General features: G+C 60.1%; 18 protein-coding genes and 1 pseudogene. 12 read left to right on the forward strand and 7 right to left on the reverse strand.

The window, feature by feature from the left end:
- Nucleotides 1-181 precede the first annotated feature (181 nt).
- On the reverse strand, nt 182-1153 hold the full coding sequence (locus tag J2852_RS09585) for an IS1595 family transposase (protein ID WP_343206706.1): 972 nt from the start codon (nt 1151-1153) through the stop codon (nt 182-184).
- 109 nt (nt 1154-1262) lie between these two features.
- Between J2852_RS09585 and J2852_RS09590 the strand changes: the two genes are divergently transcribed.
- On the forward strand, nt 1263-1514 hold the full coding sequence (locus tag J2852_RS09590; protein WP_209874409.1) for a helix-turn-helix domain-containing protein: 252 nt from the start codon (nt 1263-1265) through the stop codon (nt 1512-1514).
- A 491-nt stretch (nt 1515-2005) separates the two neighbouring features.
- Here the strand turns inward: J2852_RS09590 and J2852_RS09595 are convergent, their stop codons facing one another.
- Complete coding sequence (locus J2852_RS09595; RefSeq protein WP_209874411.1) at nt 2006-2548, reverse strand: hypothetical protein; 543 nt, start codon at nt 2546-2548, stop codon at nt 2006-2008.
- Nucleotides 2549-3007: 459 nt separating this feature from the next.
- Here J2852_RS09595 and J2852_RS09600 point away from each other — a divergent pair, with 459 nt between their 5' ends.
- The 10 genes from J2852_RS09600 to J2852_RS09645 all read left to right on the forward strand — a co-directional run bounded on the left by J2852_RS09600 (nt 3008) and on the right by J2852_RS09645 (nt 11122).
- Nucleotides 3008-4981, forward strand: a complete 1974-nt coding sequence (locus J2852_RS09600; protein ID WP_209874413.1) for an ATP-dependent nuclease — start codon at nt 3008-3010, stop codon at nt 4979-4981.
- Nucleotides 4982-5069: 88 nt separating this feature from the next.
- Nucleotides 5070-5867 (forward strand): AbiJ-NTD4 domain-containing protein, encoded by a 798-nt coding sequence (locus J2852_RS09605; protein WP_209874415.1) that lies wholly within the window; start codon nt 5070-5072, stop codon nt 5865-5867.
- Nucleotides 5868-6527: 660 nt separating this feature from the next.
- Nucleotides 6528-6866, forward strand: coding sequence for a hypothetical protein (locus J2852_RS09610; RefSeq protein ID WP_209874417.1), 339 nt, complete (start codon nt 6528-6530; stop codon nt 6864-6866).
- 28 nt (nt 6867-6894) lie between these two features.
- Entirely contained in the window at nt 6895-7107 is a 213-nt protein-coding gene (locus tag J2852_RS09615) for a hypothetical protein (protein WP_209874419.1), read from the forward strand.
- Nucleotides 7108-7136: 29 nt separating this feature from the next.
- Nucleotides 7137-7442: a hypothetical protein gene (locus J2852_RS09620; RefSeq protein ID WP_209874422.1), complete on the forward strand. Its 306-nt coding sequence runs from the start codon at nt 7137-7139 to the stop codon at nt 7440-7442.
- A gap of 27 nt (nt 7443-7469) precedes the next feature.
- Nucleotides 7470-7967: a HEPN domain-containing protein gene (locus J2852_RS09625; protein WP_209874425.1), complete on the forward strand. Its 498-nt coding sequence runs from the start codon at nt 7470-7472 to the stop codon at nt 7965-7967.
- 12 nt (nt 7968-7979) lie between these two features.
- A complete protein-coding gene (locus J2852_RS09630; RefSeq protein ID WP_209874428.1) occupies nt 7980-8426 on the forward strand; it encodes a hypothetical protein in 447 nt (148 codons plus the stop codon).
- Nucleotides 8427-8582: 156 nt separating this feature from the next.
- Complete coding sequence (locus tag J2852_RS09635; RefSeq protein WP_209874430.1) at nt 8583-8819, forward strand: hypothetical protein; 237 nt, start codon at nt 8583-8585, stop codon at nt 8817-8819.
- 12 nt (nt 8820-8831) lie between these two features.
- A complete protein-coding gene (locus J2852_RS09640) occupies nt 8832-9455 on the forward strand; it encodes a hypothetical protein (RefSeq protein WP_209874433.1) in 624 nt (207 codons plus the stop codon).
- 881 nt (nt 9456-10336) lie between these two features.
- Complete coding sequence (locus J2852_RS09645; protein WP_209874436.1) at nt 10337-11122, forward strand: Bax inhibitor-1/YccA family protein; 786 nt, start codon at nt 10337-10339, stop codon at nt 11120-11122.
- A gap of 239 nt (nt 11123-11361) precedes the next feature.
- Here the strand turns inward: J2852_RS09645 and J2852_RS09650 are convergent, their stop codons facing one another.
- Nucleotides 11362-12555: a vWA domain-containing protein gene (locus J2852_RS09650; RefSeq protein ID WP_209874438.1), complete on the reverse strand. Its 1194-nt coding sequence runs from the start codon at nt 12553-12555 to the stop codon at nt 11362-11364.
- A 73-nt stretch (nt 12556-12628) separates the two neighbouring features.
- Here J2852_RS09650 and J2852_RS09655 point away from each other — a divergent pair, with 73 nt between their 5' ends.
- On the forward strand, nt 12629-13189 hold the full coding sequence (locus tag J2852_RS09655; RefSeq protein WP_209874441.1) for an HD domain-containing protein: 561 nt from the start codon (nt 12629-12631) through the stop codon (nt 13187-13189).
- Between the two features lie 36 nt (nt 13190-13225).
- Here J2852_RS09655 and J2852_RS09660 read toward each other — a convergent pair.
- From J2852_RS09660 to J2852_RS09670, 4 genes and pseudogenes are all read right to left on the reverse strand, one after another.
- Nucleotides 13226-13391 (reverse strand): annotated as a pseudogene (locus J2852_RS09660) (transposase); the annotation flags it as partial.
- A 171-nt stretch (nt 13392-13562) separates the two neighbouring features.
- On the reverse strand, nt 13563-13883 hold the full coding sequence (locus J2852_RS31455; protein ID WP_246499409.1) for a hypothetical protein: 321 nt from the start codon (nt 13881-13883) through the stop codon (nt 13563-13565).
- 137 nt (nt 13884-14020) lie between these two features.
- Complete coding sequence (locus tag J2852_RS31460) at nt 14021-14710, reverse strand: sulfatase-like hydrolase/transferase (protein WP_343206707.1); 690 nt, start codon at nt 14708-14710, stop codon at nt 14021-14023.
- The gene (locus J2852_RS09670; protein WP_209874444.1) at nt 14707-15519 is read right to left on the reverse strand and encodes a formylglycine-generating enzyme family protein; all 813 of its coding nucleotides are present in this window, start codon (nt 15517-15519) and stop codon (nt 14707-14709) included. Before J2852_RS09670 ends, J2852_RS31460 begins: the two co-directional genes overlap by 4 nt.
- Nucleotides 15520-15705 lie beyond the last annotated feature (186 nt).

A 15705-nucleotide genomic window follows, 5' to 3' on the forward strand; every position in this document is an offset into this window, starting at 1 on the left:
ATGATGATCACCCATGCACCCTACACGAAACCACTCTTGGGGTGTGGAAAAAACGCGACGTTTCCATAACTGTGGGAAGATCGGCAATCTGGTCGCAAGATTCCTGTGAATAAGTCGCGCGATCTGTGGATAAACCCCGCAAACGAGTCCTTACGCGCCAGCGACTCGGGGCGCCAGCGACTCACGCCGCCTTGCGGCGCTGCCAGTAGCCCGTAAAGTCCACCGACTGCCCCATGCGGGCAGCCCGGTCGACGACGATGTTGAAGAGCATGCCATTGCTCTCCCGGCGGTGATCCTCGCGCCACGCCATCTCACCGGCATAACGGGCCAGATAGGCGCCGCTAATGTGATGGTATTGGCCTTCCTCGGCCCGGCGCAGGCGGGAGAAGAAAGACTCCGCCATGTTGGTGCAGGCCCCATCGGCGCTGTACGCCTCGGAGTGGTTGATGCGCTTCATGGGGAAGTGGGCATGCAGCTTGTCCCAGGCGGCGGCTTCATCGGCGTGGATCGTGGTGCCCTTGGCGACGCGGGAGGCAATGAAGCTGGTCGCCTCGTCCTCGGACTTGAACACGCTGGTCAGAGTCCGCCCGTCGCGGTCGCGGATCGCCACCACCACCCGGCGCTTGCCGTTCTGGTTGACGGCCTTGCGGCGGTCGCGGCGGTTCTCCTTGAAGTTGGCCGGCTTGACGTAGCCGCCAACGTGGCAGCCGTCCACCTCAACCTCCCCATCGGCGATCATGCCGCGGGTTTCGGTCGCCATCACCTCGCGCAACTTGTGACAAAGGACGAACGACGTCTTGTAGGAGAGATCGAGGTCACGGCCGAGTTGCAACGCGCTGATGCCCTTGGCCGCGTTCACGAACAGGACAATGGCGGCAAGATACTCGCGGATCGACAGCTTGTGATAGGCGAACAGCGTGCCGCTCGTCGGGCTGAAGTCTTTGCGGCAGTCGCGACAACGAAAGCGCGGGCGAGTGCCACGCGACACATCGTAGCAAACCAGGGAGGCGCAATGCGGGCATATCGGCTTACCCCCCGTCGCATCCCAGCGTATCCGCTGAAAGACCGTCCATGCTTCAGCATCCTCCATGCGCAGCACGGCGCGGAGCGAAATGCTCCGTGCGGCTGCGGATAGAAGGAAATGCTGGGACACGGCAAGCCTCATCACTAAGTGATGATGTCACTATAAACATATGATGCGACCAATGTCATCACTCATTGATGACCTTGACCTGCGTTGATGACATAGGTACGGTGCGCTCATGATCTCCGCCGCTCAGTGCCGCGCCGCTCGGGCGTGGCTGAACATCACGCAAGAAGAGCTGGCCCAACGCGCAGGCGTTGGGGTCTCGACAGTGCGTGACTTTGAGCGGAGCCTTCGGTCGCCGATCCGCCAAAACTTGGGCGCCCTGGAGCGAGCGTTTGCCGAAATGGGCGTGACGCTGCTTAAAGACGACGCGGACAAGGCGGTCGGAATCCGGATCGACGATGGCGCACCGGGAGGTGGCGAGTGACTGCGCTCACCCGCCACCCAGTCCGGTCGTCAGTCGCTCGTGGATTCTACGGTTCCCGTGAGGACACTTTGTGTGGCTGCGGGAGAGCTAATAGCCGCCTCGACAGTCCGATCCCACCAATCAACGGGGCCAAAGGGGCCACCAAGCGCTTGATAAATCTCCAGGCACACGGGCACCAGCGCCAAAATGTGCTTGAGTTGAGCGAACAGAGGACGGCGGCGAGGCGTCCGTGGCGCGCGCCGAAGGCCCCGGCGATGTTTTTCGCGGGACAGCAGTGTTGTGTTCACGGTGCGCCTCCTTATGCGCTTTCCATGGCTACTGAGGCCTTGAACCGGGCGCAACAGGAGGGCATACTCACAACCGGTGGGCGGTGAGTCGCTTTGTGCTGCGCCGAGCGGCGGGGCCAAGTGATGAAGCCATCAAGGGGCGCTCGGGTCGGTGCCAGCCGATTCCGGGCGTTCCGCTTTTTGGCGGCGAGTTGCAGCTAATCGCTACATAGGGCCACCCTCCTCTGTTTGCTGGTCAGGAGACGGTGTCGGACGGCGCCACAGGCCGTCGACATGCTCGATACGCCCCCGCTTGCGCCAGCGGTCCAGCTGATTGCGGACCCGCTTGTTCGTGAGGTCTGAGCGTTCCTTCTGCGCGACGAAGGTGAGCTGTGTCGGCGTCCAACCCTTTGCGGGCGCCTGCGGGATAAGCACGTACATTCGCGACCAGAATTCTGATTCCGGTCGCAGTCGTGTAGGTACGTCGGGGTAAAAGGGCTCATCCGGAACAACGAGGTGCTCATCCTCGCTCGACTGGACTGGCGCACTGCTGACGGGGCTCTCAACGGTTTGCGGATTTTGGGTGGCGGGATTCAACTTCGCCAGTTCGGCCTTTAGCCAGACGCAAAGCTTCTCCTGCCGCCTCTTCTCCTCGTCCAGGCGAGCAATCGTCTCTTCCACGGTCTCAAGCTGCGCTGCGTAAAACGCGCGCTTCATTTCATCATCATCCGCTGGTCCCAGCGGTGCAGTCCGCTTGTCCACCAACATCCTCGCGATCCACCCTCAGAACAACCCCACACTCCATGAGCGAACATACGTTACGCCTAACCTCTCGGCAAGAGGTGTTGTCTTGGAGTGGGGCGCTTGGTGAGGTTGGTGTTGGCAGTCATTTGCACGCTAACAACGGTGGTGTGGTCGCGTCGTGCGGGCGCTTTGGGGGGGGGGGCTTGTAGGGGCGGTGGGCGGGTGCGTGCGGTCGGCGGTGGGTAAAACGGCTCAGGGCCAAGCGCTCCTATCCTCACTTCGAATCACCTGAACCGTGCATCTACGTCGAAGGGCTTCGGCGCAACATATTGCGCAGACCAATCCGCTGCGCCACCACATCGCGTTGACGCCTTCGTAGTTGAACATTATCCTGGCGAGACACCATTCGATTCCCTCAATGAATCCGTGCGTCGCATGGAATCGCACCAGGGGGCAACTTTCCGACAGGGCGGCGCCGCACCCATGAAGCTCTCGAAGGTTCAGATCACCAACTTCCGCTGCATTGATGACAGCAACGAGTTCAAGATCGGTGACGTCACCTGCTTGGTGGGCAAGAATGAGTCCGGCAAGACCACCATTCTTCAGGCGCTGGAACGGTTGCGGCCGTACAACGGGGAGAACGCCAAATACGATAAACTGAAGGACTACCCGCGCAAGCACCTATCCGACTACGACGAGCGCCACGAGAACGAAGAGGCCCAAGTCATCCGCACTGTCTGGACGATGGATGAGAATGACAAGAAGGCAGTCACCAGCGTATTTGGTCCTGGCTGTCTCACCGGCAACGAAGTTACTGTTACCAAGGCCTACGAACAGAAGGGCTCCTCCTGGACCGTGCCCATCGACACGAAGAAGGCTCTGGCTTTCCTTGTCGAACAGTGTGGCTGTGATGACGCTGAGCGAGAAGCGCTGCAGCCGTTGACGGACGCTAAGAAGGCGTTCGAATACATTCAATCTGTAGGCTCAGGTGCCTCGCCAGCGATGCAGGCCCTCGCGGCGCGTATCCAGCAGATGCGGGGACACAGCGCCTACCTTGCGGTGATCGATATTCTGGATGCCAGAACTCCCAAGTTTATGTACGTCGCTAACTATGACCGCATGAGCGGTGACGTCTCTATTGAGAAGCTCAAAAATGACATTGCCGCGACGAAGGTCGCCCGTGAGGATCATGTATTCCAGGCGTTTTTGGAATTTGCTGGAACAAATTTGGACGAGATTTCAGGTGTAAACCGTTATGAGGATTTGATCGCCAGGGTGGAGAGTGCCTCGATCAAGATTACCCGACAAATCTTTGAGTACTGGTCTCAAAACCGGCATTTGAAGGTCCGCTTCACTGTGGAAGCCGCCAAGACTGGGGATCCGGCCCCGTTCAACGCTGGTACAGTCATGCGAGCGCGCATCTACAACGAACTGCACGAAATGACTGTGCCGTTCGGAGAACGCAGCGCTGGGTTCATTTGGTTCTTTTCCTTCTTGGTGCTGTTCTCCCAAGTAAAAAAGAAGCACGGCAACGTCATCATTTTGCTGGATGAGCCGGGACTGAACCTTCACGCCAAGGCTCAAGCCGATCTGCTCCGATACATAGACGAGAAGCTCAAGCCGAACCACCAAGTCATTTACACGACCCACTCCCCGTTCATGGTCCCGCACGATGATCTGTCGAGTGTCCGGACGGTTGAAGACGTTGTACGGCAGAAGGCACAGTTCGAGTTTGAGACCTTGGGCACTAAGGTGGGCGGCGATGTTCTGAGCACTGACCGTGACACGCTGTTCCCACTCCAAGGCGCCCTCGGTTACGAGATCACCCAAAGCTTGTTCGTCGGCGAGCACACGTTGCTTGTCGAGGGGCCGTCTGAAATCCTGTACTTCCAGGCGGTCTCTGCTGAACTGGAGGCGCGCGGACGGCGAGGCCTGGACCGACGGTGGACCGTTTGCCCAGCGAACGGGATCGACAAGGTGCAGGCGTTCATCAGCCTCTTTGGCGGCAACAAGCTGCATATCGCCGTGCTGATGGACCTTGCCTCAGGGCAAAAGGGACAGGTTGAGAAGCTCCGCCGGAGCAATATCCTGCAGGAAGGGCACGTCTTCACCGTCGCTGACTTCTGCAACAAGCCGGAAGCTGACATCGAGGACATGTTTGAACCAGGCCTGTTCGCCCAAATCGTCAACGGCGCCTACGGGTTGGCCGGGGATGCGGCACTGACAACCGATAAACTTGCGGCCGCGCAGGTTGGAACCGACCGCCTGGTGAAGAAAGTCGAGCACCTCGTCAACGCAGTGCTTCCGCCTGAGGCGAAGGCATTTTCGCACTTCCCGCCGTCAAACTGGCTCATCCAGAACCCATCGGCGCTAAAAGTCGAGTCGGTGGACGTATTGGCGACGCTTGACCGCTTTGAAGTCATGTTCACCAGGCTAAACTCCTTGCTTCCACGCTGAAAGCCTCACCAAAACATTCATCTATCAAAGATAGCGGCAGCTGAGTGCTTCGGAGTGAAGCACTTTATGCCTCTGACAGGAGCGTCGCATGAGTGAGTCCTTCTCACGCCGGTTCGGCTATCAGAGCGCCGAAGCTGAAATCAAGGTCCGCGAGGACGCACCGGAAGCACTGCGCGAAGGCATTGTCATGCTCGCTGATCACCTTGGTCTTTCGCCGCATGACGCACGGCAAGAGATCTGCGGGATACTGCTTAAGCGGCCTAACCCGGATAACTGGAGCGCCTACCCAAATGTTGCTGGCGAAGTAGAAGAGCTGGTCTGGAACGCACCGTGGCACCGGGTTTATGACATTGCGGAAAGTTTCTATAACCGCCTCGCTCACGCCGATCAGGAACGCGGACGGGAGTTTGAAGACAGGTTAAATGATCTCTTCCGCGAGAATGGGATCGGATGGGCGATGGAAAACGGCCGCATTGTCACGCGCGGATCAGAGACGTTTGCTGAGGCGTCCAAACAAGCATCTCGAATGTTGATCGACGCCGGTCGTGAGACTGCTGCACGGGAGATGCACGAAGCTCTTGCCGATTTATCCCGTCGACCTGTAGCTGACATCACCGGCGCTATTCAACATTCCATGGCGGCTCTTGAATGTGTTGCGCGCGATATCTTGAACCAGCCCACCAAGACACTTGGCCAGATCATTTCCGATCTGAGCCTCCCCAAACCTTTGGATGCCGCGCTTGAGAAACTGTGGGGGTTTGCATCGGAGCAGGGGCGGCACATTCGAGAGGGGCGCTCTCCGCGATTCGAAGATGCAGAGTTGGTTGTGACGGTCTCGTCAGCAGTCAGCGTCTACCTGCTCCGAGTCAGAGCAAGTCACCCCTAGTAACGCAACGACGCAGGCTTACAATAGGAGCGCAATATTTTTAGTGAAAATGAACGGCATATATTACACCAATCTATGGCCAAGATGATTTTTGAAAACGGAAGCCCTAATGACCGAGGAAAAGCACAAGCCATGCGCGCCTGCCTGGTACAAGGCATTGGCCGCCTTTCACAAGGTTGGATCAACCAGGAACGGGCCCTGATAGGGCTCAAGAAGCTTGTCGGGCGCGGTTGGACGCGGCCGGTGCCCCCTAAGAATGGAGCTTTTAGATGTCGGAACGAAAAGGACGCAGCTTTATGGTAAAGCAAATAGGAAGTGATGTAGCGGCCACATATCGGCTTTGTTTCTTGCTAGACAGCAAGGAAGTCGGCTTTGAGGATTTCCATGGTGATGGGACCAAGGACGGAGACATCGACGCCCAGCAACGGGCACAAGACGCGGCCGATAGGTGGGTTGATCTGGGGGAAAGGTGATCAAGGGCCTGCGGCGGCGCTCAGTGCTAGGTCCGTACCGTCGACCACGACCAAGAGTTCGTTCTGAACGTGCACGACGGGGCATCAGGTCGACGACCGGCTGCACGAACTGCTCCAGCCGAGCTTCGACACGTTGCTGAGCAGCACTCATATCGCTTTGGCGAAGTCTGAAAAAGGAGAGCCTTCCATGCCGCAGCATGTGCCGCCTGATGTGGACGATCTCGGCCCGTATCCGCCGGCTGAATGCCCGAAACTGGCAGCACGTCCGGAAGGGTGGGGACAACTCGTGATCACGACCAGTCAGAGGTCGATCATCGGCCAGGCGGTCCGCAGCGCGGCAGCTGCGGCACCAGGCGAGTCCGGTCACCGGTGGGTTGGAAACTGGCCTGTATGGCGCCTCTACCTGTGGTTCGCCCCCGGTCATGAAAAGGCGATGCTTGCGGCTGCGGTCGTGGCGCGCCTGCATAGCGATGACGCCGATGATCCGCCAAAGATTGATCCGCCGGTGGTGGAGCCCGCCCAATAAGGTTTTCGAGAAAAGGAGGACCAGATCAATGCGTGAGCTTCAAGTAGGTGATCGGGTAAAGTTAAATCCGAAGGTGGTGGGCGAAAAGTGGCCGGCGCTATTCAAGAAGTTTGCAGAAACAGGCCGAATGGGGACCGTTATCTCGGTGCCGACGACAACGGTGCAATTTGACGTGAAGAGAGCCGGAGCGAAGCCCGCCATTGAAGTGGTGCCGGATGCGGCGCTGCTTCTTATTGATTAGCTGCTACAGTGTCTATTTAAGGAACGCACATGGACTTTGAAGCCCGTCACATCGCCGCGCTGTGCTTCCTGCGGAAAGACCGCGACCGCGACTGTCGGGATGCCCCGGTGCCGGCAGACGAGGACGCATTCCGCGACCTTCGAACCTGGAAGTTGGCGAAGGACGATGGAGTGGGCATCCTGCACCGGCTAACCGTCGCTGGTGCTGGGGCAGTCCAAGGCTTTCTGGCCCACAACGCTGCTCATCCAGAGGCCACTGACCCGGCTGCCGCGTTCGCCCTCAGCCAACGGAGCACGGTTAATCGGTTGGCGCAGCCCGGTCGCCCGATCCGGTGACGGCCTACTTACTTAAGGAGCTGAAGGTTGACCGGTGCCTACGTCACAATCGATCTTCCAACGGCCGCCGGCCTGTGGCGAATGGCGGAGACCTATGCTGAAGCCGCACAGGTACTGATCGATGCAGGTGAGCCCGGACGGCACCATTTTGACGAACCGGTGTTGCACCTCACCGAACAGGCCATTGAGCTTGCGTTGAAGGCGTTCCTTCGCGGAAGCGGCCGGTCAGCCAAGGTTCTCAGGGATTTCGGTCACCGGTTGGCTGCTCTTCTTGATGAGTGCAGGGCCTGCGGCTTGGATGAGTCCATCTTGGACGGCTGCGACACAATGCACGTGATCAATGTTTTGGTAGCAGTCGGCAAATCGGGCCAAGGTTTCCGATACCCCTGTAACGAGACCAATCTCTGGATTGAACCCCATATAGCTCTCTCAGTTGCGCGCAGGCTGCTGATAGTCGTGCAAGAACGCTGCACGCTGAGCGCTGGAGGCTTCGGTATCGCTCAAACGAATAATGTGTCCAATTAGGGAGCGTTTCTTATGAACATAGAGCCGATGAAATATGCAGTGAGTTTTGCTGGGATATCCCTCGGGTACGTTTTATCGGAGGCAGAGGCTATCTCCGCCAAGAAAAAATGCAGGGAGTTTCTTGGTTTAGATGACAGCCCTGATTTTGTGTTGATCTCAGCATGCATAAAGGCGCTTGGCCCCGGCAACACGTCTTTCTCTCGACCGGTAAGAGGATGCTCGGCGTCCAAGTGGGAGATCATAGAGGATATTGGCAACGCCAAAGTGCCACGTAATGCGCTGTATTATTTTACCGCGCAGCTTTGCCGCAACGAAACCCCAATTTATTTAAAATGCAAGGTAATGACAGATGAAGCAGTAAAGACGCTCACCGGTATAGAACCCAATGTGCTCGCGGCGATTGCGGGAGAGCACTGGGGAGCGTTTGTTCAACCTCCTGCCGATACATTGCGTTCGTAGACCGGCGCGATAGAAGGAACGCAATTTGCGCCGCTGGTCACGACCGTCATGGACGTGCTGTTCGAGCGGCATCCCGAACTGTTCCGCGAAACCGGCACAACCGATGCGCGGAACACAACCAGCGCCTCTTAGGCGTTCATTAAAGGAGCGATAACGATGGCAACGACGGTATATTTCGAAGAGACGGTACACGATCAAGGTGGGAAAAATAAGATCGACGTCGAGTTCGGACGCTCCTCCTTCTATTCGGGCTGTAAAGTTCCCGGCGGGATAGGCGAAGATAGCATCTATCTGAACGTTGATGGGAAGGGAGTAATAATGGATCGGGCCACTGCCAAAAAATTTGTCAGGGCCGCCATTGAAGTCGGTCATTATCACGGCCTTATCGATTGAGGAAGGGCAAGCGTGTACAGACCTTCCTCCTTCGTCAATGACTGTGACGACTTCGGCATGATCGTAGCGACCGGTCGCTTCGTGTCCGGCACAGATGGGATTGCCTACGTACTCGCTTCCTCCGGCTTCCGGTGGCGGTGGTCCACTAAGGGCCTCCGAGAGCGAGAAGATCCTGGCCGGATCATCTTCGAAGGTGATGCGGCAACTCTATTCGAGCGTCCGTTGCCGTTGGGTTTGCTGACATCGATGAAATGGGCTCTTGGCCAGTATGTGGCTCCGCCCGGAGAGTTGCACTGGACGCCTATAGCGCCCGATCCGCTCGACCCTAGGACGCTTGTCGTGAGGCAAGCGACGGTTCAGCCGTACCAAAACCGTCGGCGGTTCATTTGGCTGCGGCTCAGGGCGTTTCAGCGGATGTTTTTTCTTGGAGATTTCTTGTTCCTGGTCCCCGCAATCCCGCTGATTCTGGTGGCCGTGATAGCGATCCTTCCCTATCCAGCATGGAAGTCGATGGGCGGAGAGGCGATAGAAAACTGGCAGATCATGGCCGGGACATTTGGCGGTGGCTGGCTTGTGGCGCAGACCGCGATCTGGTGCTTTGGATGGCTCAACCGCCGGCTATCAGCGCGCCGATAATCAGGCAGGAAGGTGTTATTGTCGAGCGACTTAGCACCGCCTCGCAGCATGGCTGAAGATCAAGGACCCGGTGTCCCCCGACAAAAGTGTCTGCACCTGATCGGCCTCCAACCCTTTGATCTGCCGTGGGTGCCTCGACGTCCCCACGTGGAAAGTTTGCACCTCGGGACCGTCCGGCCCGAACAGGTGACGCCGCAGTTCCTTGCGGATCAATGCATTGCTCAGCAAGGTGCAGACTCGTTCGTCGATGTGCAGACATTTTTGTCAGCGAACACCTGGCGCATGCCGGCAAGGCGACCTTGGGGTCCATTTACAATGGTCCTTTTGTGCACGAACAGCTGGTGGCGTTTGCTCCATAATGCCGCATCATTGTGCAGATTTCGGAGATTTCAGAATCTGCACAATGGCGTTTTTTGGCGAATTTACGAACGATACCATGGCGTTACGCCGGTTTGTTTGTGCGCGGTCATTGTGCGGTGAGTGCACAACGATGAGCGCACAAACGAAGGCGCGGGCTATGCGGGCAGTGCATTAACCAGTGCAACATCATGCGACATTTTTTGGGTATGTTGCACTGGTTAACAGGCGCACTACGCCTGTTAACTTCATGAATTCTATCCTAAGAAGCGCATTGGAGCAACATTGCGACAAGGCATCAAGCCTGGGTTGATTTGTATGAGCACAGAGCGAACCGATTGTGACTCCGGTGAAGCTGGCTCATCAACCCATGCGGTTTGACCAGTCCGTAGGGGCCGGCTCCCACTCGCTCGTTTGGTACGGATCGTTAGCCTGAGTTTGGAGCCTTAAACCACGCAAGGTTGCGTTGATGTTTGCCTTGAGTTTATAAATCCTATCTAAATTCACGAATTTAGAGATATCTCATGCGCTCTGGCAACCCCACGCTTCGCGAGGAAGTGTTTCGCTGTCACGACACCATTGTCGGCGAGCGCATGACGCTCTCCGGCGCGGTGAACCGTACTCTTCTAATGTTCCTGCTGGTCGCCGTGTCGGCGGGCTATGTCTACTGGCAAATGTCTGGCGTGATTGGTCTGTCCGGGAACGGCAAGTCCCTTGCAGTGACTGACCCCAGCCGCTTCGGCGCGCTGATGATATACGCCATTGTCGGCTTGGTGGTCAGCACGGTCGTCGGCTTCGCCACGGTGTTCACGCCCGAGTGGTCGCCCGGCACCGCCCCGATCTACGCGCTGGCCGAGGGGCTATGCATCGGCGTGATCAGCGCTGTTGCGGAAGCGAAGTTTCCCGGTATCGTGCCACAAGCGGTCGGCCTGACCTTCGGCGTATTTTTCAGCCTGCTGCTGGCCTACAAGTCCGGCTTGATCCAAGCGACCGAGAATTTCAAGCTTATGGTGGTAAGCGCGACGGGTGCCATCGCCGTGCTCTACCTAGTGGACCTAATGCTGATGCATTTCGGCATACGTGTGCCAATGATCCATGAGAGCGGCATCGTCGGCGTCCTGTTCTCGCTATTCGTGGTCGCTGTCGCGGCGTTCAATCTGGTACTCGACTTTGACTTTATCGAAGCGGGCGTTGAGGCAGGGGCGCCCCGGTACATGGAGTGGTATGGCGCCTTCAGCCTGACCGTCACCCTGATCTGGCTGTATCTCGAGATCCTGCGTCTGTTAATGAAGGCGCGCAGCCGAGATTAAAATGGACCACGAGCGGCGGCTAGGCCTCGCGGAGGAGGCGGAAGAGGACCGGGCGTTTGGCGCTTACAATGCGGGCAACTGCGTCGGTACTGTCATGCGCTGAAGTGGGGCGACGAGACTTTGGGAATGGTGTTGGACAATTTGGAGTAATGACAGGGAGGTTCGGCGAGTGCCGATCCCCCTCACCCTAACCCTCTCCCCAGAGGGGAGAGGGGATTGAAGGCATTGCTGGAGAGAAACTACCGCACCAACTCCCGCATAGCCCCATCCAGCCCTTCCAGGGTCAGCGGGTACATCCGCCCGCCCATAAGGCGTTGCAGGATGCGGGTGCTTTCCGTGTAGCCCCACAGGCGTTCCGGGGTGGGGTTCAGCCAGACGGCCTTGCTGTAGATGGACAGGAGACGCTGCATCCAGGCCTGCCCCGGCTCCTCGTTCCAGTGTTCGACGCTGCCGCCGGCGTAGACGATCTCGTAGGGGCTCATGGCGGCGTCGCCGACGAAGACCAGCTTGTAGTCGGCCGGATAGGTGTGCAGCACGTCCCAGGTGGGGGTGCGCTCGTCATGGCGGCGGTGGTTGTCGCGCCAGACGCTCTCGTAGACGCAGTTGTGGAAATAGAAGTGCTCCAGGTGCTTGAACTCCGTCCGGGCGGCGGAGAACAGCTCCTCCACGAGGCGGATGTGGTCGTCCATGGAGCCGCCGACGTCCAGGAACAGCAGCACCTTCACCGCGTTGTGCCGCTCCGGCACCATCTTCAGGTCCAGCCAGCCGGCGTTGTTCGCCGTGGCGCGGATGGTGCCGGGAAGATCCAGTTCGCTGGCCGCACCCGTGCGGGCGAACTTGCGCAGGCGGCGCAGAGCCACCTTGATGTTGCGGGTGCCGAGTTCGACCTGATCGTCGAGGTTCTTGAACTCCCGCTTGTCCCACACCTTCACGGCGCGGCGGTGGCGGGATTCGGCCTGCCCGATGCGCACGCCCTCCGGGTTGTAGCCGTAGGCGCCGAAGGGTGAGGTGCCGGCCGTGCCGATCCATTTGGAGCCCCCCTGGTGTCGGCCCTTCTGTTCGGCCAGACGCTGGGCCAGGGTCTCCATCAGCTTTTCCCAGCCGCCAAGCGCCTGGATCTGCGCCTTTTCCTCGTCGGTCAGGAAACGCTCGGCCAGCTTGCGCAGCCATTCCTCGGGGATGTCCACGACGGGGACCTCGTCGGCGCCCTCCCCGCCCGTCTCGCCGATGCCCTTGAAGACCTGACCGAACACGCGGTCGAAGCGGTCCAGGTTGCGCTCGTCCTTCACCAGACAGGCCCGGCTGAGGTAATAGAAGTCCTCGACGCGGAAGGCGGCGATGCCCCGCTTCATGGCCTCCATGAGCGTCAGGTACTCGTTCAGCGAGACGGGAACGCCCGCCTTACGCAGCTCGAAGAAGAAACTCGTGAACATGCGGCCCTCTCCGCCCCTTCCCGCCCTGCTCCGCCCCGATGGGCAATCGTAGCGCCGACCCGCAAGGAACGCCATGACCGCACTTCTCGACTTCGCCCGCGCGCTGGAATTCGCCGCGCTCAAGCACATCGATCAGCGCCGCAAGGGCGTTCGGGCCGAACCCTACCTCAACCATCTGTCGGAGGTGGCGTTTCTGGTCGCCGAGGCGACGGAGGGCAAGGACCCGGTCGCGGTCATCGCCGCCCTGCTGCACGACACGCTGGAGGACACCGACGCCAGCTATGAGGAGATCGAGCGGCTGTTCGGAGGCGAGGTCGCCAGCGTGGTCGCCGAGACCACCGACGACAAGCGCCTGCGCAAGGCCGAGCGCAAGCAGCGGCAGATCGACACCGCCCCCACCGCCTCGCCCCGCGCGAAGCTGGTGAAGCTGGCCGACAAGGTGTCGAACCTGCGCTCCATGGCGCACAGCCCGCCCGCCGACTGGCCGCAGGAACGGAAGGTCGAGTATTTCGAATGGGCGCACGCGGTCGTCGCCGGGCTGCGGGGGACCGACGCGAAGCTGGAGGCTCTGTTCGACCGGGCCTATGAGGACGGTTTGGCGGAGCTGCGCGGGGATACCCTGTTGAAGGGGTGAGCCGGGCTAAATCGGCGCGACGTTCGCAGCGGACGGCGGAATGCGGGTGCGCAGCACGAGCAGGATGCCGGTGAGCGCCGCGCGGTTGTCCAGCCGGGACCGCCCGTCCTTGGGCTTGCCCGTCCTTGGGCTTGGGCCGGTCCGGCGGGAGCAACGGCTCAATCACTGCCCACAGGGCGTCGGACACGGGAGGGGCTGCCATGCCCCTCCCAACAACCCGAACCCTGTTTTGTTAAGCGCCCTTATGGATGAGAGTGCGGCGCGCATAAGGCCACATGGCGTCCGATGCGGCCGCCCGTCACCGGGCATGAGCGTACCGAACCGTGCCGTTCTGCAGCCCGGCGCGGTCGGATGTCGCCACGCCGACCTGGGATCACTGATGTGACTCCAGATTCCTCTGCATCTTCTCGATGATCTGGTCGACCGTGAAGCTCGCCGGGCGCTGCCGCGGCGGGAATTCCCGGAATGTTTCCAGGAACTTTGCGACCTCCGTCTGGCCGGCGAAGATGATGTATGGCTGAGACACGAGCCAGTCGTAGTAGGTGTTCGAGGTGATGTCCGCTCGCTCATAGGGGTCGGCGCGCAGGTCGAACAGCTTGGGCAGGCGCAACGGCGTGAACGGTTCCGCCCAGATGCGCAGCGTTCCCTGTGCCCTCTGCTCGGAGAACACCATTTTCCAGTTTTCGTATCGCATGGCGACCAGATCGCCATCGTCGTCGAAGTAGAAGAACTCCTTTCGGGCGCTGCGCTCCTGCTCGCCGAGCAGATGGGGGAGCTGGTTGTAGCCGTCGAGATGGACCTTGAAGGTCTTGCCGCCAGCGCTGTGCCCCTTCAGCAGCTTGTCCTTGATGTCCGGATCGCCGGCGGCGGCCCGCGCGGGCCGAACCGCTTGCGGAATTCGGGGTCGCGCGGGTAGGTGCGCTGTTCCGGTTCCTCCTCCGCGTTCAGATGATAGAGATTGCCGAAAAACTCGTCGAAGCCATGGTTGGTCGGCAGGTATTCGTCGCGGTCGCCCAGGTGGTTCTTCCCGAACTGCCCGGTCGCGTAGCCAAGGGGCTTGAGCAGTTCGGCCAGGGTGGCGTCCTCCTTTTGCAGCCCCACGGTCGCCCCCGGCACACCGACCTTGGACAGGCCGGTGCGCAGCGTCGATTGGCCGGTGATGAAGACCGACCGCCCGGCGGTGCAGCTCTGCTCCGCGTAATAGTCGGTGAACATCAAGCCCTCGCGGGCGATCCGGTCGATGTTCGGCGTCCGGTAGCCCATGAGGCCGAAGGTGTAGGCGCTGACGTTCGACTGGCCGATATCATCGCCGAAGATCACCAGGATGTTGGGGCGGGAACCGGACGGCTGGGTTTGCGTCGGCGTCGGTTGCGGTTGCGGCTGCTGTGCGTTGGCGGTGCCGATCAAGGCGGCTGGGGTCAGCGCGGACGCCGCGGCCAGCGTCGTCCCGGTCAGCAGCATGTTGCGGCGGCTGAGAGCCTTTTGCATGGGCACGTCGTTGTTGTCTGCCGATCCGCTCACGTTTCCCTCCCTTTTCGGATAATGCACCGGAACTCGATGTGGGACATGGCGCTGTCGATCATCTGTGGCTGGCGTGCCGCCGGCCGGTACCGTTCGCAGTAGTTGGGGGCGCACAGAAACGAGCCTCCCTTCACCACCTTGCGCGGAATGCGGATGTGCGGCTGGGCCGGGTCATAGCTGCGCTCCTGAGGAGCGCCGCGCGGGTTGCTCGGAATGCAGCACGGCTTGCCCGCGTTGGCCGGATGCCGGGCGCTGTACCAATCGCAGGTCCACTCCCACACGTTTCCCGCCATGTCGAACAGCCCGTAGCCATTGGCGGGGAAGGAACCGACCGGGGCCGTGCCTTCGAATCCATCGGATCCCAGGTTCTGCCAGGGGAATTGCCCCTGCCAAATGTTGGCCATATGGCGGCCGTCCGGCGTGAACTCGTCACCCCAGCAATAGGTCTTGCCGTCCAGGCCACCGCGCGCGGCGAACTCCCATTCCGCTTCCGTGGGCAGTGCCTTCCCAGCCCAGCGGGCGTAGGCCTCGGCATCCTCGTGTGCGACGTGGATGACCGGATGGTCCGGCCGATCGTCGATGTTGCTGCCCGGCCCTTCCGGATGGCGCCAGTTCGCGCCCGGAACGTACGCCCACCAATTGGCGAGGTTCCGGAGATCGACGGGATGCTTCGCCTTGCGGAACACCAGAGCGCCCGGTTGCAGCATGCCGGGCAAGGCCCCCGAATAATCCGCCGGGTCGAGGGGGCGTTCGGCGACCGTGACGCGGTGGACCGGACTTTCCTCCCGGTAATGCCGGTCGGACCCCATCCGAAAGGTGCCTCCGGAGATCCAGACCATTCCCCGGTCTTGGGGAGCGTCTTGGGAAGTGTCCGGCTTTGGGCGGCACGCTGGTGCGTCGATGCTCATGATCGGGGTTCTATCCTCGTTCAAGGAATCGCGTTCGCATCGGCGGGGGTCAGGCGGCATGGATCAAAAACGCTCCTGACGCACACC

The organism is Azospirillum soli (assembly GCF_017876165.1).
Classification (GTDB): Bacteria; Pseudomonadota; Alphaproteobacteria; order Azospirillales; family Azospirillaceae; genus Azospirillum; species Azospirillum soli.